The sequence below is a fragment of the Marilutibacter maris genome (genome assembly GCF_003233695.1).
GTDB lineage: Bacteria > Pseudomonadota > Gammaproteobacteria > Xanthomonadales > Xanthomonadaceae > Marilutibacter > Marilutibacter maris.
Genome location: NZ_CP029843.1, coordinates 3,390,001 through 3,415,720 on the forward strand (window position 1 = coordinate 3,390,001; position 25,720 = coordinate 3,415,720).

The 25,720-nt window shown below is 69.1% G+C and carries 21 protein-coding genes (1 of these 21 cut by a window edge); 9 read left to right on the top strand and 12 right to left on the bottom strand.

The features are described from left to right. A protein-coding gene (locus C9I47_RS14905; protein WP_111267454.1) for a rubredoxin crosses the window boundary here: on the bottom strand, positions 1–61 show its beginning. Its footprint begins 131 nt before the window's first position; 61 of the gene's 192 nt are visible here — the first part of the coding sequence; it begins with the start codon at positions 59–61; its stop codon lies beyond the left edge, outside the window. A 66-nt stretch (positions 62–127) separates the two neighbouring features. Here C9I47_RS14905 and thiE point away from each other — a divergent pair, with 66 nt between their 5' ends. Together thiE and hemL are read left to right on the top strand one after the other, a co-directional pair. Next, on the top strand, positions 128–757 hold the full coding sequence (gene thiE, locus C9I47_RS14910; RefSeq protein WP_111267455.1) for a thiamine phosphate synthase: 630 nt from the start codon (positions 128–130) through the stop codon (positions 755–757). Positions 758–792: 35 nt separating this feature from the next. Next, positions 793–2,091: a glutamate-1-semialdehyde 2,1-aminomutase gene (gene hemL, locus C9I47_RS14915; RefSeq protein ID WP_111267456.1), complete on the top strand. Its 1,299-nt coding sequence runs from the start codon at positions 793–795 to the stop codon at positions 2,089–2,091. 308 nt (positions 2,092–2,399) lie between these two features. Here the strand turns inward: hemL and C9I47_RS14920 are convergent, their stop codons facing one another. Further along, the gene (locus tag C9I47_RS14920) at positions 2,400–3,626 is read right to left on the bottom strand and encodes an acetylornithine/succinylornithine family transaminase (protein WP_111267457.1); all 1,227 of its coding nucleotides are present in this window, start codon (positions 3,624–3,626) and stop codon (positions 2,400–2,402) included. Positions 3,627–3,748: 122 nt separating this feature from the next. Between C9I47_RS14920 and C9I47_RS14925 the strand changes: the two genes are divergently transcribed. Continuing rightward, positions 3,749–4,621, top strand: coding sequence for an ion transporter (locus tag C9I47_RS14925; protein ID WP_111268173.1), 873 nt, complete (start codon positions 3,749–3,751; stop codon positions 4,619–4,621). A 154-nt stretch (positions 4,622–4,775) separates the two neighbouring features. Here C9I47_RS14925 and C9I47_RS14930 read toward each other — a convergent pair whose 3' ends face one another. The 3 genes from C9I47_RS14930 to C9I47_RS14940 form a co-directional block, all read right to left on the bottom strand. After that, positions 4,776–5,195, bottom strand: a complete 420-nt coding sequence (locus C9I47_RS14930) for a VOC family protein (RefSeq protein ID WP_111267458.1) — start codon at positions 5,193–5,195, stop codon at positions 4,776–4,778. A gap of 46 nt (positions 5,196–5,241) precedes the next feature. Beyond that, entirely contained in the window at positions 5,242–6,054 is an 813-nt protein-coding gene (locus tag C9I47_RS14935) for an SDR family oxidoreductase (protein WP_111267459.1), read from the bottom strand. 74 nt (positions 6,055–6,128) lie between these two features. Then, complete coding sequence (locus C9I47_RS14940) at positions 6,129–6,794, bottom strand: protein kinase family protein (RefSeq protein ID WP_111267460.1); 666 nt, start codon at positions 6,792–6,794, stop codon at positions 6,129–6,131. Between the two features lie 121 nt (positions 6,795–6,915). Here C9I47_RS14940 and C9I47_RS14945 point away from each other — a divergent pair, with 121 nt between their 5' ends. Next, the gene (locus C9I47_RS14945) at positions 6,916–8,925 is read left to right on the top strand and encodes a bifunctional DedA family/phosphatase PAP2 family protein (RefSeq protein ID WP_111267461.1); all 2,010 of its coding nucleotides are present in this window, start codon (positions 6,916–6,918) and stop codon (positions 8,923–8,925) included. A gap of 25 nt (positions 8,926–8,950) precedes the next feature. On the opposite strand, the gene C9I47_RS14950 is transcribed toward C9I47_RS14945, so the two are convergent. From C9I47_RS14950 to C9I47_RS14960, 3 genes are all read right to left on the bottom strand, one after another. Then, on the bottom strand, positions 8,951–9,559 hold the full coding sequence (locus C9I47_RS14950; RefSeq protein WP_111267462.1) for an LON peptidase substrate-binding domain-containing protein: 609 nt from the start codon (positions 9,557–9,559) through the stop codon (positions 8,951–8,953). Between the two features lie 89 nt (positions 9,560–9,648). Next, positions 9,649–11,040, bottom strand: coding sequence for a UDP-N-acetylmuramate:L-alanyl-gamma-D-glutamyl-meso-diaminopimelate ligase (mpl, locus tag C9I47_RS14955; RefSeq protein WP_223250170.1), 1,392 nt, complete (start codon positions 11,038–11,040; stop codon positions 9,649–9,651). Positions 11,041–11,335: 295 nt separating this feature from the next. Continuing rightward, entirely contained in the window at positions 11,336–11,914 is a 579-nt protein-coding gene (locus C9I47_RS14960) for an adenylate kinase (RefSeq protein WP_111267463.1), read from the bottom strand. A gap of 228 nt (positions 11,915–12,142) precedes the next feature. On the opposite strand from C9I47_RS14960, the gene C9I47_RS14965 reads away from it, so the two are divergent. Both C9I47_RS14965 and C9I47_RS14970 read left to right on the top strand, forming a co-directional pair. Further along, the gene (locus C9I47_RS14965) at positions 12,143–13,402 is read left to right on the top strand and encodes a 6-phosphofructokinase (protein WP_111267464.1); all 1,260 of its coding nucleotides are present in this window, start codon (positions 12,143–12,145) and stop codon (positions 13,400–13,402) included. 356 nt (positions 13,403–13,758) lie between these two features. Further along, positions 13,759–15,270, top strand: a complete 1,512-nt coding sequence (locus C9I47_RS14970; RefSeq protein WP_223250171.1) for a DUF4434 domain-containing protein — start codon at positions 13,759–13,761, stop codon at positions 15,268–15,270. A 54-nt stretch (positions 15,271–15,324) separates the two neighbouring features. On the opposite strand, the gene C9I47_RS14975 is transcribed toward C9I47_RS14970, so the two are convergent. Next, positions 15,325–15,843, bottom strand: a complete 519-nt coding sequence (locus tag C9I47_RS14975; protein ID WP_111267466.1) for a hypothetical protein — start codon at positions 15,841–15,843, stop codon at positions 15,325–15,327. A gap of 262 nt (positions 15,844–16,105) precedes the next feature. Here C9I47_RS14975 and C9I47_RS14980 point away from each other — a divergent pair, with 262 nt between their 5' ends. The 3 genes from C9I47_RS14980 (at position 16,106) to ppa (ending at position 20,587) form a co-directional block, all read left to right on the top strand. Further along, on the top strand, positions 16,106–18,133 hold the full coding sequence (locus tag C9I47_RS14980) for a sodium-translocating pyrophosphatase (RefSeq protein ID WP_111267467.1): 2,028 nt from the start codon (positions 16,106–16,108) through the stop codon (positions 18,131–18,133). A 220-nt stretch (positions 18,134–18,353) separates the two neighbouring features. Beyond that, on the top strand, positions 18,354–19,856 hold the full coding sequence (locus C9I47_RS14985) for a mechanosensitive ion channel (protein ID WP_111267468.1): 1,503 nt from the start codon (positions 18,354–18,356) through the stop codon (positions 19,854–19,856). A gap of 176 nt (positions 19,857–20,032) precedes the next feature. Then, on the top strand, positions 20,033–20,587 hold the full coding sequence (gene ppa / locus C9I47_RS14990) for an inorganic diphosphatase (protein ID WP_111267469.1): 555 nt from the start codon (positions 20,033–20,035) through the stop codon (positions 20,585–20,587). Positions 20,588–20,663: 76 nt separating this feature from the next. On the opposite strand, the gene C9I47_RS14995 is transcribed toward ppa, so the two are convergent. From C9I47_RS14995 to C9I47_RS15005, 3 genes are all read right to left on the bottom strand, one after another. Next, on the bottom strand, positions 20,664–21,653 hold the full coding sequence (locus C9I47_RS14995; RefSeq protein ID WP_111267470.1) for an aspartyl/asparaginyl beta-hydroxylase domain-containing protein: 990 nt from the start codon (positions 21,651–21,653) through the stop codon (positions 20,664–20,666). A gap of 117 nt (positions 21,654–21,770) precedes the next feature. Then, on the bottom strand, positions 21,771–24,647 hold the full coding sequence (locus C9I47_RS15000; RefSeq protein WP_407067484.1) for a TonB-dependent receptor: 2,877 nt from the start codon (positions 24,645–24,647) through the stop codon (positions 21,771–21,773). Between the two features lie 51 nt (positions 24,648–24,698). Further along, entirely contained in the window at positions 24,699–25,604 is a 906-nt protein-coding gene (locus tag C9I47_RS15005) for a helix-turn-helix domain-containing protein (RefSeq protein WP_111267472.1), read from the bottom strand. Between the last annotated feature and the right edge of the window lie 116 nt (positions 25,605–25,720).

The following is a 25,720-nucleotide window of genomic DNA, read 5'->3' on the forward strand; positions in this document are numbered from 1 at the left end:
TGAAGCCACAGACAACGCACATCCAGGTGCGGTACGGCGCGATGACGTCGGAAACGGACATGGGCGGATAATGAGTGACCGATAGGGCCGCATTGTCACACGGATGCGGCGATGAGGAAGCCGAGCCATGAATCCATCCGTCGCCGCACCGCATCGCGGTGTCTACGCGATCACACCCGACAGCGCCGACACCGAACCGTTGCTGCGGCGCGTCGCGGTGGTGCTCGATGCCGGCATCGCCTGGCTGCAGTACAGGAACAAGACCGCGTCCGCCGCGCTCCGGCACGCCCAGGCCAGCGCATTGCTGCAGGCCTGCCGCGCGCATGGGGTGCCGTTGATCGTCAATGACGACTGGCAACTGGCCGCGCGGATCGGCGCCGACGGCGCCCACCTGGGCGAGGGCGACGGCGACATCGCCCGCGCCCGCGAGGCGCTGGGGCACGACGCCCTGATCGGCGCGTCCTGCTACGACGATGCCGGCCTCGCACGTGCCGCGGTCGCCGCCGGCGCGTCGTATATCGCGTTCGGCGCATTCTTCCCCTCGCCGACCAAGCCCAATGCGCGCCGGGCGGCTCCGGCGCTGCTGGCCGCGACGGCCGGGCTGGGCGTGCCGCAGGTGGCGATCGGCGGCATCACCCCGGACAATGCTCGCCCGATAGTCTCCGCCGGCGCCGACCTGGTCGCGGTGATCAGCGGCGTGTTCGATGCGCCGGATCCGGCCGCCGCGGTGCGCGCCTACCGCGCCTGCTTCGACTGAACGCATTCCCTCACTTCCACAGACATCCCCACGCCATGAACCACGAACGCTCCCACGATCTGTTCACCCGCGCCCAGAGCCTGATCCCGGGCGGCGTCAACTCTCCGGTACGCGCGTTCCAGTCGGTCGGCGGCGAACCGTTCTTCGCCAAGCGCGCCGAGGGCGCCTATCTATTCGACGTCGACGGCAACCGTTACATCGACTACGTCGGTTCGTGGGGGCCGATGATTGCCGGCCATGCCCACCCGGAGGTGCTGGCGGCGGTCGAGGGCACGATGCGCAACGGCCTGAGCTTCGGCGTGCCCAACGCGCTGGAGGTCGACATCGCCGAGGTGATCACCCGGATCGTGCCCAGCTGCGAGATGGTGCGCATGGTCAACTCCGGCACCGAGGCGACGCTGTCGGCGATCCGCGTCGCCCGCGGCGCGACCGGGCGCAGCCGCATCGTCAAGTTCGAGGGCTGCTACCACGGCCACGGCGACAGCTTCCTGGTCAAGGCCGGCAGCGGGGTGATGACCCTGGGGCTGCCGAATTCGCCGGGCGTGCCGGATGCGCTGGCCGACCTGACCATGACGATTCCGTACAACGACTTCGACGCCGCGACCCGGCTGTTCGAGGAGGTCGGCGACCAGATCGCCGGCCTGATCATCGAACCGATCGTCGGCAACGCCAACTGCATCCTGCCGCGCGAGGGCTATCTGCAGCACCTGCGCGAGCTGTGCACCAAGCACGGCGTGGTGCTGATATTCGACGAGGTGATGACCGGGTTCCGGGTCGCGCTGGGCGGCGCGCAGCAGCGTTACGGCGTCACTCCGGACCTGAGCACCTTCGGCAAGATCATCGGCGGCGGCATGCCGGTCGGCGCCTACGGCGGGCGCCGCGAGCTGATGTCGCAGGTCGCGCCGAGCGGCCCGATCTACCAGGCCGGCACGCTCAGCGGCAATCCGGTCGCGATGGCGGCGGGACTGGCGACCCTGGAACTGATCCAGGCGCCGGGCTTCCACGATGCGCTGGAGCGCCGCACCCACCAGCTGTGCGACGGACTGGAAGCGGCCGCGCGCGAGGCCGGCGTTGCTTTCCACACCACCCGTGCACCGGGCATGTTCGGGCTGTATTTCCGCGAGGGCCCGGTCGAGACCTTCGAGGACGCCAAGGCTTCGGACGGCGCGCGCTTCAAGCGCTTCTTCCACGCGATGCTCGAGCGCGGCGTCTACCTGGCGCCGTCGGCGTTCGAGGCCGGCTTCATGTCCGGCGCGCACGGCGATACCGAGATCGCGCACACCATACTGGCCGCGCGCTCGGCGTTCGCCGAGGTCGCCCAGGCGGGGCGCTGAGGCAGGACATACGAGGCGAGCCGCCGCCATGTCGCGGCGTACGCCGCTCCTGCAGAGGCGCTCTCGCAACCTGCGCCGCCGATGCTTGAGATAGCGATGGGCGGTCGCGACGAAGAGGCCCCCACCCGCAGGCCTTGACCGCCTGCATCGAGACACGGAGAGGCCGCGCATCGCGCGGCCTTTTCGTTGGGGGCGGTTGGCGGGACGCCGGTAGGAGCGGGGTAGGCCGCGATCGGGCCTTCATGGGACAGCTTCATCGCGGCGTACGCCGCTTCTACCGGTACGAGTGCGGGAAAGCGGTTGCCGGATCAGCCGGCGACGAAATCGCGCAACGCGGCCTGCAAGCGCGCCATGCCGTCGGCGACGTCGACATCGTCGATGTTCAGCGCCGGCACGAAACGCAGCACGTCCGGACCGGCCTGCAGCATCAGCAGGCCATGGTCGACGCAGCGGTCGAGGATCTCGGCCGCCTTGCCGGCATGCCGCGGCCGCAGCTGGGCACCGATCATCAGCCCACGACCGCGCACCTCCGCGAACAGCCCGAACTCCGCGTCGACCCGCGCCAGCGCAGCGCGGATCGCCGCCGCCTGCCGCTCCACGTTGGCCCGCAGCGCCGCCGAGGACAGTTCGCGCAGGACCACGCGGGCGACCGCCGCGGCCATCGGGTTGCCGCCGAAGGTGGTGCCGTGGGCGCCGAACTGCAGGGTTTCGCTGGCCTTCGGACCGGCCAGCATCGCTCCGATCGGCATGCCGCCGCCCAGCGCCTTGGCCAGGGTGACCACATCCGGCACCACCGCGTAGCCCTCGCAGGCGAACAGGCGCCCGGTGCGCCCCATGCCGCACTGGATCTCATCGAGCATCAGCAGCGCGCCGTGGCGATCGCACAGCGCGCGCAGCCCCTGCAGGAAGTCCTCCGTGGCCGGCATCACCCCGCCCTCGCCCTGCACCGGCTCGACCAGCACCGCGCAGACATCGCCGGCCGCCATCGCCGCCTCGGCCGCATCGAGGTCGTTGAAATCGCTGTAACGGAAACCGCCGGGCAGCGGCTCGAAACCCTCCTGGTACTTCGGTTGCGCGGTCGCGGTGACGGTCGCGAGGGTGCGGCCATGGAAGCTGCCGCGGAAGCTCAGGATCACCCGCCGCTCCGGCTCACGGCCCTGCGCGGTCGCCCAGCGCCGCGCCAGCTTGATCGCCGCCTCGTTGGCCTCGGCGCCGGAATTGCACAGGAACACCCGGCGGGCGAAGCCGCTGGCCTCGACCAGCTCCTGCGCCAGGCGCAACGGCGGCTCGCTGACGAACACGTTGCTGGTGTGCCACAACCGCTGCGCCTGGGCGGTCAGCGCCTCGACCAGGGCCGGATGGGCATGGCCGAGCGCATTGACCGCGATGCCGCCGCCGAAGTCGACGTACTCGCGGCCTCCGATATCGAAGATGCGCGAGCCCCGGCCGCGCTCCAGGACGATCCTGCGCGGGCGGTAGACCGGCACGTAGTAGTCGTCGGCGAGGGCGCAAAGGACGTCGTTGGGAGCGGACATGGGCGTGATGCCAAAGGAGGGAATGCGCATTCTCGCCGATCCACGGGCGGATGCGGCGCGAGGCCGGTCACGGGATGCGGCACGGCAAGATGCGTCACAATCGGGACGACCGGAGGAGACCGATGCGCCTGTTATTCGCCCCGCAACTGAACCCCGCCACCGAGACCGGCTGGCGACGGACGTGGTTCGACATCATCTACCGCCACGACACCCCGCCGTCGCGGAACTTCGACCTGATCCTGGTATTCGCGATCTTCACCAGCGTGCTGGTGATCATGTTCGACAGCGTCCCGCACATCCACCAGCGCTTCTCCGAATCGCTGTACGTGGTCGAGTGGGCGTTCACCCTGCTGTTCACCGCCGAGTACGCGCTGCGCCTGATGGTGGTGCGGCGGCCGTTGCGCTACGCGCTGAGCGTGTGGGGCCTGATCGACCTGCTGTCGATCCTGCCGACCTACCTGTCGCTGCTGCTGCCGGGCAGCCAGAGCCTGCTGGTGGTGCGGATCCTGCGCATTTTGCGGCTGTTCCGCATCCTCAAGCTGACCCAGTACGTCGAGGAGGGCGGCATCCTGATCAAGGCGCTGTGGCGCAGCCGCCGCAAGATCTTCGTGTTCCTGTGCGCGATCATGACCGTGGTGGTGATCTTCGGCGCGCTGATGTACCTGATCGAGGGCCCGCAGCACGGCTTCACCAGCATTCCGACCGGCATGTACTGGGCGATCGTGACGATGGCGACGGTCGGCTACGGCGACATCTCGCCGGAAACGGTACTGGGCCGGTTCTTTGCCTCGATCCTGATCCTGATCGGCTACAGCGTGATCGCGGTACCGACCGGCATCTACACCGCCGAGCTGGCCAGCAGCCTGCGCGAAGCCTCCGGTGCGGCCGGCCATCACGATGCGCGCGGCTGCCCCGAATGCGGACTGGAAGGCCACGACCCCGACGCCCTGCACTGTCGCCACTGCGGCCACCCCCTCCCCGCGGCTATGGGGTGAGCCGAAGGCGCCTGCGAACCACTGGTTCGCGCCTTCGGCGAACGCCCGGCGCGCTGCGCCGGGCCGGGCATGCCTTATCGCGGCACTGCCGCGCGGCCTTGGCGAACGCCCGGCGCGCTGCGCCGGGCAATGCCCTGTTCCAGCGCCGCGCGCCTCACCAACTCCCGGTGTTGGCCATCGACGCCCACGGCTCGGCCGGCGCCAGCGGTTCGCCCTTCTGCAGCAGTTCGATCGAGATGCCGTCGGGCGAGCGCACGAACGCCATGTGGCCGTCGCGGGGCGGGCGGTTGATGGTGACGCCCATGCCCTGCAGGTGGGCGCACAGCGCGTAGATGTCGTCGACCGCGAAGGCGAGGTGGCCGAAATTGCGGGCGCTGCCGTAGTCCTCGTCGTCGTAGTTCCAGGTCAGCTCGACCTCGCTCTCGGGGTTCTCCGGGGCGCCGAGGTAGACCAGGGTGAAGCGGCCCTGCGGCACGTCCTTGCGCCGGGTCTCACGCAGGCGCAGGCCGTCGCGGAAGAATTTCAGGGAGGCGTCGAGGTCGCGGACGCGGACCATCGCGTGCAGATATTTCATCGTGTCGTCCGATGTCGTGGGGGAACGGTTGCGGCGGCGACCGGCGTCACAGGAACAGGTCGGGCAGCAGCGGCCGCCCCGGCGCGACCGCGTAGGCGTCGAAGTCGGTCACACCGGCCTCGCCCAGCACCTCGTCGTCGATCAGGAACTGGCCGAAGAAGCCTGCCGCCGGGCGCGACAATACCGCGTGCGCGGCATCGCCCATGATCTCCGGGCGTCGGCAGGCCTCGGCCTCGACCCCCGGGATCATCCGGATCGCGTCGGTGGCGATCACCGTGCGCGGCCACAGCGCATTGATCGCGATGCCCTGGGGACCGAACTCGGCGGCCAGGCCGATGGTCAGCAGGCTCATGCCCATCTTGGCGTAGGTGTAGGCCACGTGCGGGCCCCACCACTTCGGGTCGAGGCTGGGCGGTGGCGACAGCGTCAGCACGTGCGGATTGGCGGCCTCGCGCAGATGAGGCAGACAGGCCTGGGTGCACAGGAAGGTGCCGCGCGCGTTGACCTCCTGCATCAGGTCGTAGCGCTTCATCGGCGTCTCCAGCGCGCCGCGCAGCCAGATCGCGCTGGCGTTGTTGACCAGGATGTCGACACCGCCGAAGGCGTCGACGGTCGCCGCCACCGCGGCGCGGACCTGGTCCTCCTCGCGGATGTCGCACTGGATCGGCAGCGCGCGGCCGCCGGCGGCTTCGACCTCGGCGGCCACGCTGTGGATGGTGCCGGGCAGCTTGGGGTTGGGGACGCCCGATTTGGCGACGATCGCGACGTTGGCGCCGTCGCGGGCGGCGCGCAGGGCGATCGCGCGACCGATGCCGCGCGAGGCGCCGGTGATGAACAGGGTCTTGCCGGAAAGGGACATGGCGGTCGTCTATCGATGGGGAATGGAGATGGAGCGGCGGGTGAACGGCGGACCACGGCGAACGGGGCGCCGGCTCACGGCTTGGGCCCCTGCCCTTCGTTGTCCTCCCATTTGAGCAGGCGCCGGGTCACGAAGCGGTAAACCGGCTTGCCGGTCGCGAACCAGGCTTCGCGGACCCAGGAGTGGCGCTTGAGCACGCGCCGCTCGACCGGGGTCAGCGCGTCGGGACAGTAGGTGCGCTTGTGCTTGAGCAGGTGGCGCAGATCCTCGCGCGCGAGCAGGCGCATCCAGCGCGAACGCGGATTGCCGCGCACCGCCAGCTGGAAGTCGATGATGCCGGGACTGCCGTCGGCCAGCACCAGCCAGTTGGCCTCCTTGGCCAGGTCGTTGTGGGCGACGCCACGCCGGTGCAGGGACTGCAACCGCCGCCGCGCCTGGCGGAAGTAGGTCAGGTCGCCGCGTGGCGGGCGCTGGTACATCGCCGCGCCGTCCATGTAGCTGCGGTCGAGCCGGCGCCCGTCCCAGCGCAACAGCTGCGGCACCGCCTCCAGCCCGACCACCGCCTGCAGTCCGCGGGCCTCGCGCCGGGCCAGCCACCAGGCCGGCAGCCGCAGCCACAGCGGCACATGGGCCAGATCGCGGCGGACGAACAGCCCATGCGCGTCGCGCATCAGGGCGATGCGGCCGAAACTGTCGGCCTTCAGCGCGGAAACTTCGGAGGGGATCGCGTCGGAGGACATGCCCAGAGTCTAAGCCCCTCGGGCGCTCGGGGTGATTGCCGGGTGCCGCCGGAACGCGAATGCGGCCACATCCGCACCAATGACCTACGCCAATGCATGGCGCGTCCCTCATAATCTGTCGATGGACTCGGCCTGGATCGAAAGCGCGACCGCCTGGATCGCGGCACACCCCATCGCGGCGGGCGCGTTGATCTTCCTGATCGCCTTCTGCGACGCGCTGGTCATTCTCGGCATCTTCGTACCAGCGCTGCCGCTGCTGTTCGCGGTCGGCGCGCTGGTCGGACTGGGCCACATCAACGGCCCCTATGCGTTGGCCGCCGCGGCCGCCGGCGCCTTCCTCGGCGACGCGGTGAGCTACTGGGTCGGCCGGGTCTGGGGCCCGCAGCTGCGGCAGACCTGGCCGTTCTCGCGCTATCCGCAATGGCTGGACCGGGGCGAGCTGATGTTCCGGCGGCGCGGCGCGATGAGCATCGTGATCGCGCGTTTCGTCGGCGCGGTGCGGCCGTTCGTGCCGGCGATCGCGGGCATGCTGCGGATGCCGCTCCCGCGCTACCTGGTGCCGAGCCTGCTCGCCTCGATCGGCTGGGCGGGCCTGTTCCTCGCCCCCGGCTGGATACTGGGCGCCTCCTACGAGGCGGTGGCCGCGGTCGCCGACCGCCTGGCAATCGTGCTGGGCACCCTGCTGGCGGTGCTGGCGCTGGTCTGGGCGGCGGTGCTGTACACCTGGCGCTGGTTCGCGGCCCATGCCGACAACCTGCTCGCCCGCGGCCTGTCCTGGACCCGCAAGCACCCGCGCCTGGGGCGCTACGCGGCGGCCCTGGTCGACCCCAACCGCCCCGAATCGCCGTCGCTGGTGATGCTGGCGGTGTGCCTGCTGGCGATCAGCTGGGCCTGGTTCACCCTGCTGGCGACCCTGCTCGCCAGCGGCGGACCGCTGGCGGTGGACCAGGCCATCCATGCGTTGATGTGGAGCCTGCGCAATCCGCTCGCCGACCGCCTGATGGCGGGACTGGCCAGCCTCGGCGACACCGCGGTGCTGGGTACCGCGTCGGCGGTCACCCTGGTCTACCTGCTGTGGCGGCGGCGCTGGATGGCCGCCGCGCACTGGATCGCGGCGATCGTGTTCGGACTGGTGCTGACCGCGCTGCTGGAAACCGCGATCGACATGCCGCGCCCGCCGACCGCGCCGGCCGGATTCGGTTTTCCGTCGGTGGCGGTGACCATGACCACGGTCGTGTTCGGCTTCTTCGCGGTGCTGATCGCGCGCGAGCTGCCCGGGCGCAAGCGGGTCTGGCCGTACCTGGTCGCCGGCATCGCCACCGCCCTGATCGGCTTCGCCCGCCTGTACCTGGGCGCGCACTGGCTCAGCGACCTGATCGGCGGCAGCCTGTTCGGGATCCTGTGGCTGCTCGCGCTCGGCCTGGCCTACCGCAGCCACGTCGCCCGCTCGTTCTGGATGCGACCGTTGGCGTGGATGTTCTACGGCAGCTTCCTCGCCGCCGCGCTGTGGCACGCACCGCGGGCGGCGGACGGCCTGCTGGCCAAGTTCGAGGCCGCCGCACCGTTGCGGATCGTCGCTGCCGAGCGCTGGTGGAACGACGGCTGGGGTGAGCTTCCCGGTCGTCGCGACGAGAGCGACGCGCGCCGGCGCTGGTTGCTCGACATGCAGGTGGCCGGACCGCTGGCGCCGCTGCAGGCGGCGCTGGAGGCCGAGGGCTGGCGGGTGCAGCCGCAGGCGGACTGGACCGCGACGATCGGCCTGCTCGACGACGACATCCCCGCCATCCGCCAGCCGGTGCTGCCGGCGACCCTGGACGCGCGCGCGGAGACGCTGCTGATGCTGCACGATGCGCCGCCGGGCGCGGACGATGGCGAACGCCTGTACGCGTTGCGGCTGTGGCCGGCGCCGGTCGCGCTCGACGACGGCAGCCCGCTGTGGCTGGGCTCGACCCAGCGGCTGCACCTGGCGCGTCCGCTCGACGCCGCCGCACTGTGGCGACCGGAGCCGGACGACGGCGAGGCCTTCGACCAGGTACGCGATGCACTGTCGGACTTCGCGCCGATCGAGCAGCCGCACCCGGACACCGGGCAGCCGGTGCTGCGGCTGCGCACCCGCTCCACGACGCGGTAGTCCGCGCCGGTGGCTCCCGGCGGGCTCAGGGCAGCAGCGACAGGACCTGTTGCAGGCGCTCGTGGGGGTCTTCGATCTGCAGCAGGGCCTGGCGCTGGGTGTCGTGCAGCGGCAGCATCTCGGCCAGCCGCCAGCCGACCCAGGCGGCATCGTCGAAACGCTCGTTCGGGGCGCTGGCGTGCTCGCCGCCGAACTTCTCGATCACTTCGTGCAACAAGGTCGCCAACAGGCCGTGCTCGGGCCGCAGCGGCTCGACCGCGTCGGCCCCGCACCAGCTGATCTCGGCCACCTGCAGGCCGTTGTCGCGAACCCGCACCCGGTGCACGTGGAAGCGGCGCCGCCCGCGCACCCGCAGGGTCAGCAGGCCGTCGTCGCCGGTGCCGAAGTCCTCGATCGCCGCCTCGGTGCCGTAGGCGGCCGCCGAGGTCACGGTGCCGGCCTCCTCGCCCTCCAGGATCATGCAGACGCCGAAGCCGCGGCCGGTCCGGCTGCAGTCGCGGACCAGGTCCAGGTAGCGCGGCTCGAACACGCGCAGGCCCAGCGCGGCCCCCGGCAGCAGCACCGCGTGCAGGGGGAACAGTCCGATCGTCTCGATGGGCGTGGTCGGCTCCGGCATCGCGACCAGTGTACGCATCGGTGTCAAGGCGGCGAGAGGACACGCCATGCGCCGCCGCCCAGCAGGGGGCGTCGCGCCCCCGGCCGGCCATCGCCGTCGCAGCGTACTCAGCCAGCGCCCTCGTCCAGTGCCTCCAGGAAACGTCGCGGTGCGCCGTCGAAGCCGCCGTTGGACATGAACACCACATGGTCGCCGTCGCGCACCCGCTCGCACAGGCCGGCGATCAGTGCATCCACGTCGGCCACCGCGACGCCTTCGCCGCGCAGCGCCGACACCACCTTGCCGGCGTCCCAGGCCAACTCCGGGCGATGCAGGAACAGCACCGTGTCGGCGCCGTCCAGCGACGGCGCCAGCGCCTCGGCGTGCGCGCCCAGGCGCATCGAGTTGCTGCGCGGCTCCATCGCCACCACGATGCGCGCGTCGCCGACTTTCGCGCGCAGGCCGGCCAGGGTGGTCCGGATCGCGGTCGGATGATGGGCGAAGTCGTCGTACACGGTCACCCCGCGCGCCCGGCCGAGCAGCTCCATGCGCCGCTTGACGCTGCGGAAGTCGGCCAGCGCCGGCAACACCCGCGTCAACTCGACACCGACCGCGGCGCAGGCGGCCAGGGCGGCGAGGGCGTTCATCACGTTGTGCCGGCCCAGCAGCGGCCAACGCACCTCGCCGATGTCCACGCCCCGGTGCAGGACGACGAAGTGGCTGCCGTCCTCGGCCAGCAGCCGCGCGCTCCAGTCGAATCCGGCCTGTCCGTCCGCCCGTGCGCCGGCATCCAGGCCGAAGGTCTCCACCGGCGTCCAGCAGCCCATCGCCAGCACCTCGGCCAGACGCGGGTCCTCGCCGTTGACGATCAGCCGGCCGCGGCCGGGCACGGTGCGCACCAGATGGTGGAACTGGCGCTGGATCGCGGCCACGTCGGGAAAGATGTCGGCGTGGTCGTATTCGAGATTGTTGAGGATCGCGACCAGCGGCCGGTAATGAACGAACTTGCTGCGCTTGTCGAAGAACGCGGTGTCGTACTCGTCGGCCTCGACCACGAATTCGCGCCCGCTTCCGATCCGCGCCGACACGCCGAAGTCCTCGGCGACGCCGCCGATCAGAAACCCCGGTTCGCGCCCGGCCGCCTGCAGCAGCCAGGTCAGGATGGTGGTGGTGGTGGTCTTGCCGTGGGTGCCGGCGACCGCGAGGGTGTCGCGACCGGGCAGGACCCGTTCGCTGAGCCATTGCGCGCCGGAGGTGTAGCGGCGCCCGTCGTCGAGGACCCGCTCGACCGCCGCATTGCCGCGCGACAACGCGTTGCCGACCACGATCTCGTCGCAGTCGTCGGAGATGTTCCCGGGCAGGTAGCCCTGCTTCAGCGCGATGCCGAGCCGCTCGAGCTGGGTCGACATCGGCGGATAGACCGCCTGGTCGCTGCCCTCGACTTCGTGACCAAGTTCGCGCGCCAGGGCGGCGACACCGCCCATGAAGGTACCGGCGATGCCGAGGATGTGGAGTTTCAAGCGAAGGGTTCCCTGAGTCTATGGAGCACATGCTGTGGAGCGCGTCCTAGGGTAACGCCGAAGGCCGTGTCCGGGGTCATGCCCGGTGTCGCCATGGCCTTCGCCAGCGGCCGCACAACCAAGCCGCACAACCAGGCCGGACAACCGGGACGTCACCGCGGACCGTGGCACCGGCAACATCCATGGCCTGACCCTGCCGCCCCCTTGAGGCGACCGGACCGGTCAAACGAAAACGCCCCGGCATGCCGGGGCGTTCTCATCCGTCGCTGCGCCCGACGGCGAGCGGCCAGTCGGCTCAACCGACCTCGCGGACCGGCTCGATCGCCTCGACGATGCGGGTGAACACCTGGTCCATCGAGCCGACGCCGTCGACCACGGTCAGCTGGCCGTGCTGGCGGTAGAACTCGATCACCGGTGCGGTCGAAGTGTCGTAGACATGCAGACGCTTGCGCACCGACTCGGGATTGTCGTCGGCACGACCCTCGGCCTGGGCGCGTCCGGCGATGCGCTCGACCAGCAGCTCGGTGGCGACGTCCAGCTGCACCGCGAAATCCATCGGCTGGCCGATCCGGGTCAGCAACGCGTCCAGCGCGTCGGCCTGGGCCAGGTTGCGCGGATAGCCGTCTAGGATGAAGCCGCCGGCGGTGTCGGGACGCGAGAAACGGTCCTCGAGCATGCCCAGCAGGATCGCATCGCTGACCAGCTCGCCGCGGGCCATCACTTCCTTGGCCTCCAGTCCCAGCTTCGAGCCTGCCGCCACTTCCGCCCGCAGCAGGTCGCCGGTGGAGATGTGGGGCACCTGCAGGTGATCCTTGAGACGGGCCGCCTGGGTGCCCTTGCCGGAACCCGGCGCGCCTAGAAGTACCAATCGCATCAACTTCGCTCCACAGAGAAGAAAACCGGGCCCGCATGTCCCGGCACCGCGGCGCTACACTGGCGCCAGCCGTGGCCCGACGGGCGAAACGGCGTCCAGCTTACCCTATCGATGGCCCGTTCATGGCCCTCGCCGGCAGGATTCTGGCGCCATTTGCGGGCAAAGTCCGCGAATATCGACCATCGGACCGTCTCCACCCCCATCCAAGACCTCCGCGAGGGAGCCGACATGGCCCAGGGAACCCTGCTCTACGCCCAGTCCGGCGGCGTCACCGCCGTCATCAATGCCACCGCCTCGGCGGTGATCCAGGCCGCCCGCACCAGGCAGGTCCGGGTGCTGGCCGCGCGCAACGGCATTCTCGGCGCCCTGCGCGAGGAGCTGATCGACACCTCGAAGGAGAGCATCGCCACGATCCGGGCGCTGGCGCACACCCCCGGCGGCGCGTTCGGCTCCTGCCGGGTCAAGCTCAAGTCGCTGGAGGAGGACCGCGCGAAGTACGAACGCCTGCTGGAGGTTTTCCGCGCCCACGACGTGCGCTACTTCCTCTACAACGGCGGCAACGACTCCGCCGACACCGCGCTCAAGGTCTCGCGGCTGGCGGCGGAGTACGACTACCCGCTGACCTGCATCGGTGTGCCGAAGACGGTCGACAACGACCTCGCGGTGACCGACTGCTGTCCCGGCTTCGGCTCCGCGGCCAAGTACACCGCGGTCTCGATCCGCGAGGCCGCGCTCGATGTCGCGGCGATGGCCGAGACCTCGACCAAGGTGTTCGTCTACGAGGCGATGGGCCGCCATGCCGGCTGGCTGGCTGCGGCCGCCGGGCTCGCCGGCGCGGATCGCGATGCCGCCCCGCACCTGATCCTGTTCCCCGAACGCCCGTACGTGGAGGCCGACTTCTTCGCCAGGGTCCGCGAGACCGTCGAGCGCGTCGGCTACTGCGTGGTGGTGGCCAGCGAGGGCATCCAGACCGCCGACGGGCGCTTCGTCGCCGATGCCGGCGGCGGCCAGGACTCCTTCGGCCACACCCAGCTCGGCGGCGTCGCCTCGTACCTGGCCGGCCGGGTCAAGGACGGGCTGGGCTACAAGGTCCACTGGACCCTGCCCGACTACCTGCAGCGCTCGGCCCGCCACCTCGCCAGCAAGACCGACCTCGACCAGGCCCAGGCGGTCGGCCGCAAGGCGGTCGAGTACGCGCTCAAGGGGATGAACGCGGTGATGCCGGTGATCGTGCGGAGCTCGGATGCGCCATACCGCTGGAAGATCGAGCCGGCACCGCTGGAGAAGATCGCCAACCGCGAGAAGAAGATGCCGGCCGGCTTCATCCGCCGCGACGGCTACGGCATCACTCCCGCGGCACGCCGCTACCTGGAGCCGCTGATCCGCGGCGAGGCACCGCCGCCCTACGGCCGCGACGGCCTGCCGAAGTACGTCTCGCCGAAGAATGCGATGGTGCGGAAGAAGCTGGCGGACACCAGTACCCAGTAGCAGGAATGCGGGACCTACTACGCCCAAGGTTCGATCACGATGAGGTACCGGCCGGACGCAACCGCCCTCAACGAAGTCCTTGGCAAGTCCGGACTCACCCAACGGCGTGACCCGGCCGCCATCCATGCCGGGCGGAGAGTTCCACTCTTCACTCTCCGCGAGTCCATCCTCCACCGCCCTCCCCCGGCAAACATCGCAACCACACATGCCCGCTTTCCGCCAACGCGGTCGCCAAGCGGGCACGAGCCACCCTTATCGCAGGCTCACCGTCCCTCCTCACCTATCGCAAACGTCCGGGCCGATAGCATCCGTCGCCCGTCGTGCCCAGCGACGTTCCCCCAACCAGGAGCATTCACATGAAAGGACTCATGCTGTCCTTGAGCTTCGTAGGCGCGCTCGCCAGCCTCCCGTCGGCGCAGGCGCAGACCTCAAAAGCGCTCTCCGGCGCGTTCACGTATTTCGGCTACAGCGGCACCAACGAGGTGATTCCGGTCAGCCAGCTGCCTGCCTTCCTGGACGAGCTTCAGGAGCTTGGCAACGACACGATCATCATCGCCCAGACCCGCGCCACCCGCGCCGGACAGGGCTGCACCTACTACGCCACCGAGTTCGAGTGGATCAAAGGCTTTCCGGGCAAGCTCGGCAACGTCCTCGACGAGGCCCAGTCGCGCGGAATGAAGGTCTACGTCGGCACGACCCTGAGTTCGCAGCAGTGTCCGAAGTTCTGGGAAAGCGGCAACACCCGGGGAGTCGAGGAGGATGTGCGGACCAACATCGCGGTACTGGCGAACCAATACCGCAGCCATCCCGCATTTGCCGGCTGGTACATCCCGGACGAGCCTGGCATTCCCGATCTGTCCAAGTACAACTACTACAAGCGGATCACCTCCGCCCTGAAAGCTCTGGCACCCGGCAAACCGGTGATCGTCGCTCCGTACTTCCCGAACCAACCCAATCTGCCGTCCCCCTCCAGCCTCGCCGATACAGCCGCCAGTTTCCGCAGCTATACCGGCGTCGACATCCAGGCCTGGCAGGACGGCATCGGCGCCATCCCGGGAACGAAGCTGTTTCACTGGGAGCGTCCCGGTTACTCGTCCGAGCAATACTACGAGGCGCTGGCGGCAAAGCTGGGAGCCGAGGCCCTGTGGGCCGACATCGAGGTGTTCAACTATGGAACCCCACTGTTCAACAGCGCCGGGCTGACCGGCGGGTATCGTGCTGCGTCCGCACGCCGCATCAACCAGCAGTTGTGGAGCGCCCGCTCGGCGGGCAAGCGGGTTTCCTGGCTGCATCAATGGCATATGTCCGAGCTCGTCGGTCCAGCCAATGGCTACGTGGAAGCGCCGCGGTTGCGAGGCACCTATCGCGGCACTTACGGGATCGGCGGCGCACATTCGCTGATCTCACTCAACCACCAGAACTACACTTGGCTGTCCGCGCCAAGTCCGACCTACCCGGATAGCACCGGCTACGAACTGTTCGACCGCCGCACCGGCGATCCGCGGAACCCCCAGGACTCTAGCTGGATCGGAATTCCGGGAGCTGGGGGCACGGCCCGCGTGCGCGTCGACCTCGGCAGTGCCAAGACGATCGACTGGATTGGTGTTCACACTCTCTCCTACCCCGCCTGGGGTATCCGCAGCCCGGTTTCCGCCGACCTGTACTGCGGCGCTACTACCTCGAGCATGACCAAGGTCGCCACACTGACGGCGCCGTTCACGGCAGCGGCCCAGGACAGCGTGCAGGAAGAAGAGTACGTACTGGGCAACCGGACTCCGCTCAATGCCAGTTGCCGCTACTTCGAACTGCGCGCGGCTACTGGTGGAAACTGGGTGTTCCTCAGCGAGATCGAACTCGCTCGGGACTAGTCATCGAGCCTCAACTGGCCGGCCCCCCGAACGGGGCGCCGGCCAGCGCCGATCTCATTCCTGGGCGCAGGGACGCCCCTCGACCGTCATCTCCGCGGCGAACATCGGGACCCGGTCCCTCGCCGCGCCGGCGGTCTGCTTCGAATCCTGCAGATAGATCCGCGAGCGGCCCTGGGCATCGAGGTCCGGCGGCGAAGCCGTGGCCGGCTTGCGCCAAACCCGCACCACCGCCTGCTGCCCGGCGCACGCCGCACTGGGCACCCGGATCAGATCGTTGAGGATCCAGCCATTGGCAACGCCCGGGTCGGCCCTGGCGGCATCGACGAAGCGCGCACGCGGCTGGCAGTTGGCGCTGGTGCGGACCGCCGCGAACCGGTACGGCTCGGCCGCATCGCCGGTGAACGCCCCCTCCAGGCGGGCGCAGGCCTCGGGAATCGTACGCAGCGAGTGCGCGCTGCCGACCGCCTGCGGCGGCGCGACCGGGCGCTCGATCTCCGGCGCCGGTCCGGCGGCGAACGCCGACGCGGCGGTGGCGAGCATCGGCAGCAGGATCAGGATCGGAACGGAACGCATCGGCGGACTCCTGTGGAACATGGACCAGGACATGGGCCAGGAGGCTGGCACGCCCCGGCTGAATGCCGGATCACCCCGTCTGCGGCGGGCGCCCCGCGATCGCCGGCACGAAACCCGGCCAGGGGCGAGGCGGAATCGCCTCGACCTGTGCGATAGTCGGGACCGTTGCCCCCATCGGCCGCCGTGAGGCGCTCCCGCAACGCTCACAAGAAGAAGGTTCGAAATCCGAAATTCCACTTAGGTCCACTCCGGGGAGGGGTTCATGTTGGAGCAGTACGGTTTGACCATGGCGCTGGCCTGCGCCGTCATCGCGATCCTGTACGGGATCATCTCCGCGCGCTGGATCGGCGCGCAGCCCGCCGGCAACGAACGCATGCAGCAGATCGCCTCGGCGATCCAGGAAGGCGCACGCGCCTACCTCAACCGGCAATACATGACCATCGCCATCGCCGGTGTGATCCTGCTGCTGGTGATCGGCTTCACCCTGGGCTGGACCACCGCGATTGGCTTCGCGATCGGCGCGATCCTGTCCGGCGCGGCCGGCTACATCGGCATGAACGTGTCGGTGAAGGCCAACGTCCGCACCGCCGAGGCCGCGCGCAAGGGCATGGGCCCGGCGATGGACGTCGCCTTCCGCGGCGGCGCGATCACCGGCATGCTGGTGGTCGGCCTGGGCCTGCTCGGCGTCGCCGGCTACTGGGCCCTGCTCGGTCGCATGGGCGTCTACGGCGAACCGGCGCTGCACGCGCTGGTCGGCCTGGCGTTCGGCTCCTCGCTGATCTCGATCTTCGCCCGTCTCGGCGGCGGCATCTTCACCAAGGGCGCGGACGTCGGCGCCGACCTGGTCGGCAAGGTCGAGGCCGGAATCCCCGAGGACGACCCGCGCAATCCGGCGGTGATCGCCGACAACGTCGGCGACAACGTCGGCGATTGCGCGGGCATGGCCGCCGACCTGTTCGAGACCTACGCGGTGACGGTGATCGCGACGATGCTGCTGGGCCACCTGATGGCCGGCGAGGTCGGCGCCGCCGGCGTGCTGTATCCGCTGGTCCTGGGCGGCGCCTCGATCATCGCCTCGATCATCGGCGCCTTCTTCGTCAAGGTGAAGGCGGGCGGCTCGATCATGGGCGCGCTGTACAAGGGCGTGATCATCTCCGCTGTGCTGGCCGCGATCGCGTTCTATCCGATCACCACCGCGCTGATGGGCGACAACGGCCACGGGGCGATGAACATCTACTACTGCGCCCTGATCGGCCTGGCCCTGACTGGCGCGATCGTCTGGATCACCGAGTACTACACCGGCACCGAGTACGGACCGGTGCGGCACGTCGCCCAGGCCTCGACCACCGGTCACGGCACCAACATCATCGCCGGCCTCGGCGTATCGATGAAGTCGACCGCGCTGCCGGTGATCGCGGTGTGCGCGGCGATCTGGGCCTGTCATGCGCTCGGCGGGCTGTACGGCATCGCGATCGCCGCCACCGCGATGCTGTCGATGGCCGGCATGATCGTCGCCCTCGACGCCTACGGCCCGATCACCGACAACGCCGGCGGCATCGCCGAGATGGCCGAGCTGCCGTCGGAGGTGCGCGACATCACCGACCCGCTCGACGCGGTCGGCAACACCACCAAGGCGGTGACCAAGGGCTATGCGATCGGTTCGGCGGCACTCGCGGCACTCGTGCTGTTCGCCGACTACACCCACAACCTGCAGGCCAGCAATCCGGGCGAGGTGTTCACCTTCGACCTCTCCGACCACTACGTGATCATCGGCCTGCTGATCGGCGGCCTGATCCCGTACCTGTTCGGGGCGATGGCGATGGAGGCGGTCGGCCGCGCCGCCGGCGCGGTGGTCGAGGAAGTGCGCCGTCAGTTCCGCGAGATCCCCGGGATCATGGAAGGCACCGGCAAGCCGCAGTACGACAAGGCGGTCGACATGCTGACCAGGTCGGCGATCAAGGAGATGATCGTGCCGTCGCTGCTGCCGGTCGCGGTTCCGGTGGTCGTCGGCCTGCTGCTGGGGCCCAAGGCGCTGGGCGGTCTGCTGATCGGCACGATCGTGACCGGCCTGTTCGTGGCGATCTCGATGACCACCGGCGGCGGCGCCTGGGACAACGCCAAGAAGTACATCGAGGACGGCAATTTCGGCGGCAAGGGCAGCGAGGCGCACAAGGCCGCGGTCACCGGAGACACCGTTGGCGATCCCTACAAGGACACCGCCGGTCCGGCGATCAATCCGCTGATCAAGATCATCAACATCGTGGCGCTGCTGCTGGTGCCGTTGCTGTAGCGCTTCGCAACGCCAACCACGGTGCCGCCCGACCGATGCGGCGGCACCTCCCCGCAAGGACCCCGCCACGGCGGGGTCCTTGTCTTTCGGCCCGACGCTTCGCGCCGGAAACCTCCCTAGACGGATCGTTTACATCCGCCCGGTATGGTGGTCTGGTGAGCGGAGAAACTGTGACGCAGCTCTCCTCCACCTTTCTCGACACTTTCAAGGGGGAAGTTTCATGGGCTCGATGTCCTGGTTGTCCTCATTGCAGAGCTCGCTTGGCGGGTACCTGCCTTCGATTCTCGGCGCGCTTGCCATCCTGCTGCTCGGCTGGATCGTCGCCCTCGCCGCCAGCGCGGCGACCCGCAAGGGGCTCGCCAAGCTCGGCACCAATCAACGGCTGTCGGCGCAGACCGAGAGCACCCTCGATTTCGAACGCATCGCCGGCCGGGTGGTGTTCTGGGCGATCCTGCTGCTGGCGGTGATCGGCATGTTCGGGGTATTGCACGTGGACGGCGTGTCCGGCCCGCTGTCGACCCTGGCCAACACGGTGATGATGTACCTGCCGCGCCTGCTGCTGGCGATCGCCCTGGCCGTGATCGGCTGGCTGGTCGCGACCCTGGTGCGCACCGTGGTCAACAAGGCGCTGGGCGCGACCCGGGTCGACGAGAAGCTGTCCGAGGGCGCCGACATGCGCCCGCTCTCCGACACCATGGGCAATGTCGCCTACTGGCTGGTGCTGCTGCTGTTCCTGCCGGCGATCGTCGGCGCGCTGCAGATCGAAGGCCTGATGGTGCCGTTGTCGTCGATGACCACCGAGCTGGTCGGGATGCTGCCGAACCTGTTCGCCGCCGCGATGATCGGCCTGGCCGGCTGGATCATCGCCAAGGCCGTGCGCGGCCTGGTCAGCAACCTGCTGGTGGCGACCGGGGTCGACCGCTTCAGCGCGCAGAGCGAGGCGACCCGCGACCTCAAGCTGTCCCAGCTCGGCGGCACCCTGGTGTTCATCCTGGTGATCGTGCCGACCCTGATCGCCGCGCTCGACGCGCTGCGGATCGAGGCGATCTCCGGACCGCTGACCGAGATGCTGAACATGTTCCTGGCCGCGGTGCCGCACATCATCGCCGCCGCCGCGATCCTGATCATCGCCTGGTTCGTCGGCCGCTTCGTCGCCGACCTCGCCACCCGCCTGCTCTCCAGCCTCGGCTTCGACCAGTTGCCCGAGCGGTTGGGCTTCGGTCATGCGCTGGCGGCGGGCAGCGACGCACCGGCGACCGACGGTACCGACCAGCTGCGCCGGCTTTCGCTGTCCGAACTGGGCGGCCGGGTGGCGTTGTTCTTCATCATGCTGTTCGCGACCGTCGAGGCCGCCCACCGGGTCGGCTTCACCGGCGTGCGCGAGCTGCTGGAGACCTTCATCGAGTTCGGCGCCAACGTGCTGCTGGGCCTGGCGATCTTCGTGATCGGCTACTGGCTCGCCAATCTCGCCAGCGCCGCGATCGAGCGCGCCAACCCCGGCAACAGCGTCGGCCTGTCGCGGATCGCACGGGTCGCGATCCTGGGCCTGGTGCTGGCGATGGGGCTGCGCGCGATGGGCATCGCCGACGAGATCGTCAACCTGGCGTTCGGGCTGGTGCTGGGAGCGGTCGCGGTCGCGATCGCGCTGGCATTCGGCCTGGGCGGCCGCGACGCCGCCGGGCGCCTGGCCGACGACTGGGCCGATCGCCACCTGCGCAAATAGCCGCGCAGGCACGCGCTACAGGCCGTCACCACCGGGGCCCCGCGATTGCGGGGCCCCTTTTCGTTGCCGCGGGCCGGTCCTGCTGCAGCGCAACAGCATCCCGCGTAAAATGCCCGCCTTCCCTCACCCCTCCGCCCCGACGCCGTCGCGGCGGACCCAGCAGTCGGAGCATCAGCATGGGCCTGGACCTCGTCTCCACCGGCAAGAACCCGCCGGACGAGATCAACGTCATCATCGAAATCCCCAAGGACGCCGAACCGGTCAAGTACGAGGTCGACAAGGCCTCCGGCGCGATCTTCGTCGACCGCATCCTGTCCACGCCGATGCGTTATCCGTGCAACTACGGCTACGTACCCCACACCGTCTGCGGCGACGGCGACCCCGCCGACGTGCTGGTGATCCTGCCGCTGCCGCTGGTGCCGGGCTCGGTGATCCGCTGCAGGCCGGTCGGCGTGCTGAAGATGAGCGACGAGGCCGGCAGCGACGAGAAGCTGCTGGCGGTGCCGGAAGCCAAGATCTTCGGCGGCTACGCCCACATCGAGGACATCGACCAGGTCTCCAAGCACTGGCTGGAGCGTATCGGCCACTTCTTCGAGCACTACAAGGACCTGGAGAAGGGCAAGTGGGTCAAGCTCGAGGGCTGGGGCAACGCGACCGAGGCCAAGGCGATCCTCAACGACGCGATCAAGCGCTACAACGACACCGCCGAGGCCGACAAGCCGAAGTTCTGACAGCGGCGGCGAACGCCGTTCGTCCGCAGACAGAAGGCCGCCTTCCCGGGCGGCCTTCGTCGTTCCGGCGGCCTGCTCAGGCGTTGTCGCCCATCGCGCGCTGGCCACCGGCGTCGGCACCGACCGGCTCGGACGCCGCCACCGCGACCCGTCCGATCATCATCGTCATCGCGCCATACCAGTCCAGGTGGTTGGCCATCCGCACCGCCTGGGCAGGGCCGCGCACCTCCTCCAGATACTGCTGCAAGCGTGCCCGGTAGGCGTCCAGTCCGGGCTCGGAATCGCCGAAACGCGCCCACAGCCCGCGCCAGGCGCGGATGAAGCGCAAGGTGATCTGCTGGACCTGGGCCAGCGCCGGCCCCGCCGCCGAGTCGGCGAACAGGATCGCGAACAGCGCGTTGAGCTCCCACGGACTCATCACCCGCGGCACATTGTGTTGCTCGCATGCGATCTCCGCCGCCACGTCGGCATCGACGCCCAGCCGCCGCGGCTGCCATTGCGCGGGCGACGGATGGCCCGGCGCGCGGCCTCGGGAGACCAGCTCCCAGAACCCGTCGCCGCCGACGGTATCGACCACCAGGTGGATCCGCGAGGCGGTCGCGTCGTTGAGCACCCGGTGCTGGCGCCAGGTGTCGAAGATCCAGCATTCGCCGGCGGCCATGTTGATCGCCGCCTCGCCGCACTCGAAACGCACGGTCGGCTGGGTCACGATCGGCACGTGCACGCGCACGCGCTCGGCCCAGTAGTACCCCTGGTCGACGTGGCGGGTGACCTCGGCATTGCCGGCCAGCCGCATCAACCGCGAGCGGCCGACCGTCGCGCCCAGACTGGCGATCACCCGGCCCAGGTACCCACAGGCCCGCAGCGCCGGCGTCGGCCGCATGGTGCCGGAAAAGGCCTCATTGGCGGGATCGCCGTCGGCGGCGACCAGCGGCAGCATCGAGTTGCCCGGAAAACCCTGCGGGTGCGGCCGCCACGGGGCCTCGCCCAGCGCCTCGACCTCGTCCGCGAGCGCGGCGGCATCGAAGCACAGCGGCAGCTGGATGAAGGGGACCTGCAGTTTCATGGCGACGACCGGGTTGGCGGGACCGTCCCATGCTACCGGCTGGACCGCTCCGCTCCCACCGCCGCAAAAAACTACGGCCCCTTGCGGGGCCGTAGGTGTTGCTCAGCGGTGCCTCGATCAGAAGCGCTGCTGGTACTTCAGGTACAGCATGCGACCGATGTCGAAGCCGCCGTAGTACGAGTAGCCGGAGTTCGGCTGGTCGTAGTTCGGAGCCGCGAAGTGATCGAACACGTTGTTGGCGCCGACCGCGACCGAGGCGTTCCACGGTGCGTTCCAGCGGACCTGCAGGTCGTGGAAAGCGGTGGAGCCCAGCTCGTTCATCGGAACGATGTTGCCGCCGGTGTCCGGAGCCGAGTAGTCCGGCAGGCTGCAGCGGTCGTCGAAGTAGCACTTCTCCTTCACGCCGGAGTAGTAACGCACGCCCCAGGTGACACCCCAGTCGCCCTTCTCCCAGGTGAGATTGGCGTTGGAGCGGACCCGGAAGTTGCCCTCAAAGCCATTCTGCTGCTGCGGAGCGCCTTCCAGGTTGTCGGTCTTCAGCTCGTTCTTGGTGACGTAGGTGGTCAGCCAGGCGAGCGAGAAGCGGCCGTAGTCGGTGTCGATCCGGTAGTTCAGGTCGAAGTCGTAGCCTTCGGCCTCCTGGTAACCGGCGTTGCGGGTCGCGTACAGCAGGGTGCTGATCTGACCGGTGACCGGGTCACGCACGAACGCATCGGGGCCCAGGTTGTCGCAGCGCGACTCGATACCGCGGACGTAGCAGTCGTCCAGGATGTCGGTCGGGCTGTCGGCGACGATGGTGTTGTCGATGCGGATGTTCCACCAGTCCAGCGACAGGTTCAGGCCTTCGACGAAGTCGGGGCTCCACACCACGCCCAGGGTCTTGGACTCGGAGGTTTCCGGCTGCAGGAACGGATTGGCGCCGGAAACGAACGGGACCGGCGTCTGGGTGTCCGGGCCGTCGGCGAGGCCGTCCGGATCGCTGGCCGGCTGGCGGTAATCGACCGGGACGTCCTGCAGGCAGCGGGCGCTGCCGCCGACCGAACCGAACAAGGTGTCGCAGGGATCGGTGTAGTACTCGAAGCTCTGCGAGCTGCCGCCGTACAGATCGGCGATGGTCGGAGCGCGGAAGCCCTCGGACCAGGTACCGCGGACCAGCAGCGAGTCGATCGGCTTCCAGGTGAAACCGAACTTGCTGTTGACGGTGTCGCCGAAGGTGTCGTAGTCCGAGTAGCGGCTTGCGAGGGTGACGCTCAGCTCCTTCGCGAAGGCCATGTCGGACAGGATCGGCACCAGCAGCTCGGCGTAGACCTCGTCCAGCGCGTAGCGGCCACCGGTCGGGCCGGCGGCCAGATCGGTCGAGGTGCCGGTCTGGGCCAGCGCGTCCGGCGAGAAGTAGCCGCTCTCCGAACGGTGCTCGTAGCCGACCGCCAGGCCGACGTCGCCGGCGGGCAGGCTGAACAGCGAGCCGCTCATGTTGGCGTAGTAGACCTTGGTGGTGGTCTCCGACAGCGCCTGGCCCGGCAGGTACAGGTAATCCTGCACGGCCTTGTCAGCCAGACCGCCCTGGCCGGTCACGCCATCGGGAACCAGCGGGTTCCACGGGGTGCACGCGCCCGGACCGAAGCCCAGCGGGATCGGGTTGGCCGCGGTGCCGCACTGGGCCACGCCATCACCGTTGATGAACGACGGGCCGACCGCGGCTTCCACCGCCGTCAGGCTCAGGTTGCCGGTGCTGATCTGCTTGCCTTCGTTCTGGTTGTACAGATAGCCAGCGTCCCAATCCCAGAACTTGTCGCCGATCTCGAACGAACCGATGAACGCACCGGAGAAGCGGTAGGTGGTCAGGCTGTTCTTGACCTCACGCGGCACTTCCCAGCCACGGCGCCAGAAGGTGACTTCCTCGCCCGGGAGCGGGTTGTACACGCTGTCGGCCGACATCGAGATGCCGAACGCGTTGGAACGGAACGGATAACCGGCGTTCTGCGCGAACGAGTCGCGATCGGTGTACAGGATGTCGGTTTCGAAACGGACGTTGTCGGTGATGTCGTAGCTGCCGCTGGCGAACAGCGAACGGCGCTCGACGCCGGAGTACACGGTCGAGGCCAGCGCCGGGTTGGTGCTGTCCAGGGCCGGATCGTACGGACGGTAGTTGCTGAAGTCGCTGGCGTCGCGGTTCTGGCCGTCGCGGATCAGGGTCCAGGCATCGCCGTTGGAGTCGTACAGGGTGCCGTACTGGCTGATCGAGGACAGGCCGCCCGGACGCGGAGCGGACTTCTCGCCGGTCGGGAAGCGGTCGCGTGCGAACCAGCGGTCGCGCGCCCACACCGGGTCTTCCTTGGTGTACTCGACGCCGAAGGTCACCGAACCACGGTCGCCGGTCTGGCCGAGGATGAAGGAGTACTGCTCGCGGGTGCCATCGCCCTGGTCGTACTGGCTGATGTAGGCGTTGGCTTCGGCGCCTTCGAAGTTCTTGCGGGTGATGATGTTGATCACGCCGGCGACCGCGTCGGAGCCGTAGATGGTCGAGGCGCCATCCTTCAGCACTTCGATGCGCTCGACCATCGCGGCCGGGATCGAGGCGACGTCCTGGAGGCCGTCGTTGGTGATGCCAAGGCGCTTGCCGTTGACCAGGATCAGGGTGCGGTTGGCACCGAGGTTGCGCAGATCGATGTACTGGCCACCGACCGACTCGCCCGAGGACAGCGGCGAGGTGCGGCTGATCGCCGGAGAACCGACGGCCGAGATGTTCTGCAGGATGTCGGCAACGGAGTTGAAGCCCTGCTGCTCGATGTCCTCACGGCTGATCGACAGCACCGGCGCCGCGGTCTCCATATCGACCTGACGGATGCGCGAACCGGTCACTTCGATGCGGTCGAGCGTGGTGGCCTGGCTGCCGGTGTCGGCTTCCTGGGCACCGGCGATGACCGGAGTCAGCGCGAGGGCAATGCTGGCCGGCAGCAGGCCGACGCGCATCGCGGAACGCAAGTGGTTCATCTATCTCTCTCCAAAAATATCGTTATGGGCGTGTTAAAACGCCCAGTCACGTTACGTTCCGGTCCGCAAGCTTGCTTTGCCGGCAACGACGGGAGACTTTGCCGAATCGGTCTGCGCGGCATCGGCGCGGTAGCGGCTGGCGGACATTCCGTAGCGTGCGCGGAACGCGCGCGCGAAGCTGCAGCAGTTGTCGAAGCCGCAGGCGGCGGCGACCTCGCCCACCATCATCTCGGTGCCGGCCAGCAGTTCGGCGGCCTGCTCCAGGCGCATGCGCGCGGCGGCGGCCTGTGGGCTCTCGTCGTAGAGACCGTGGAAGGTCTTGGAGAAGTACCAGCTGGAGAAGCTGGTCAGCTCGGCCAGCTCGCTGATGCGCACGACACGGTCGCAGTTGCCTTCCAGATACAGGTGCGCGCGCTGCAGGCGACTGAACACCTGACGCTTGCGCACGCGCGAGCGTCCCGGGCAGCGGGCGACGCGGGCGGCGATGTCGCGCTGGAAGCCGACCAGCTGCAGCAGCATCGGCCGCAGCGTGGCCATGTCGATGCCGTCGTTGGCGGTGGCGCGCGCGCCGACCTCGCGCCACAGACGCAGCGCGGTGCGCGCATCGCGCAGCGAGATCTGGCCGCGACCGGCGTACAGCCCACAGTCGGTGAAGCGGATGATCGCCTGCAGCGCCTCGGCCGACAGGCTCAGGCCGATGCACAGGCCGTGGTGGTCGGCCTGGACGTTGGGACGGGAATCCTTCTCGAACGCGATCCAACGGCCGCGACGCAGCCGGAACTTGCCCTCCTTGGCCTCGACCCACGAGCTGCCACGCAGCTGGATCCAGATCGAGAACTGGTTGCCGGCCAACTGCGCGCTGCCCAGCCGCGACACGCCGACACAACTGCTGGCGGCGCCCTCGGGGGATTCAGATTGCACGGACTGGCCACGGTCGGCCCAAAGCACTTGCTCCATTGGCTCACCTCGCTTGCAGAGAATGAGCAATGGATTTGCCCGAATCGGGCGCGATTCGCCTGACAAAAGGCGTAGAACTATGCGAATTCTGTCGGGAGCCTGTGCCGAAGGAATTC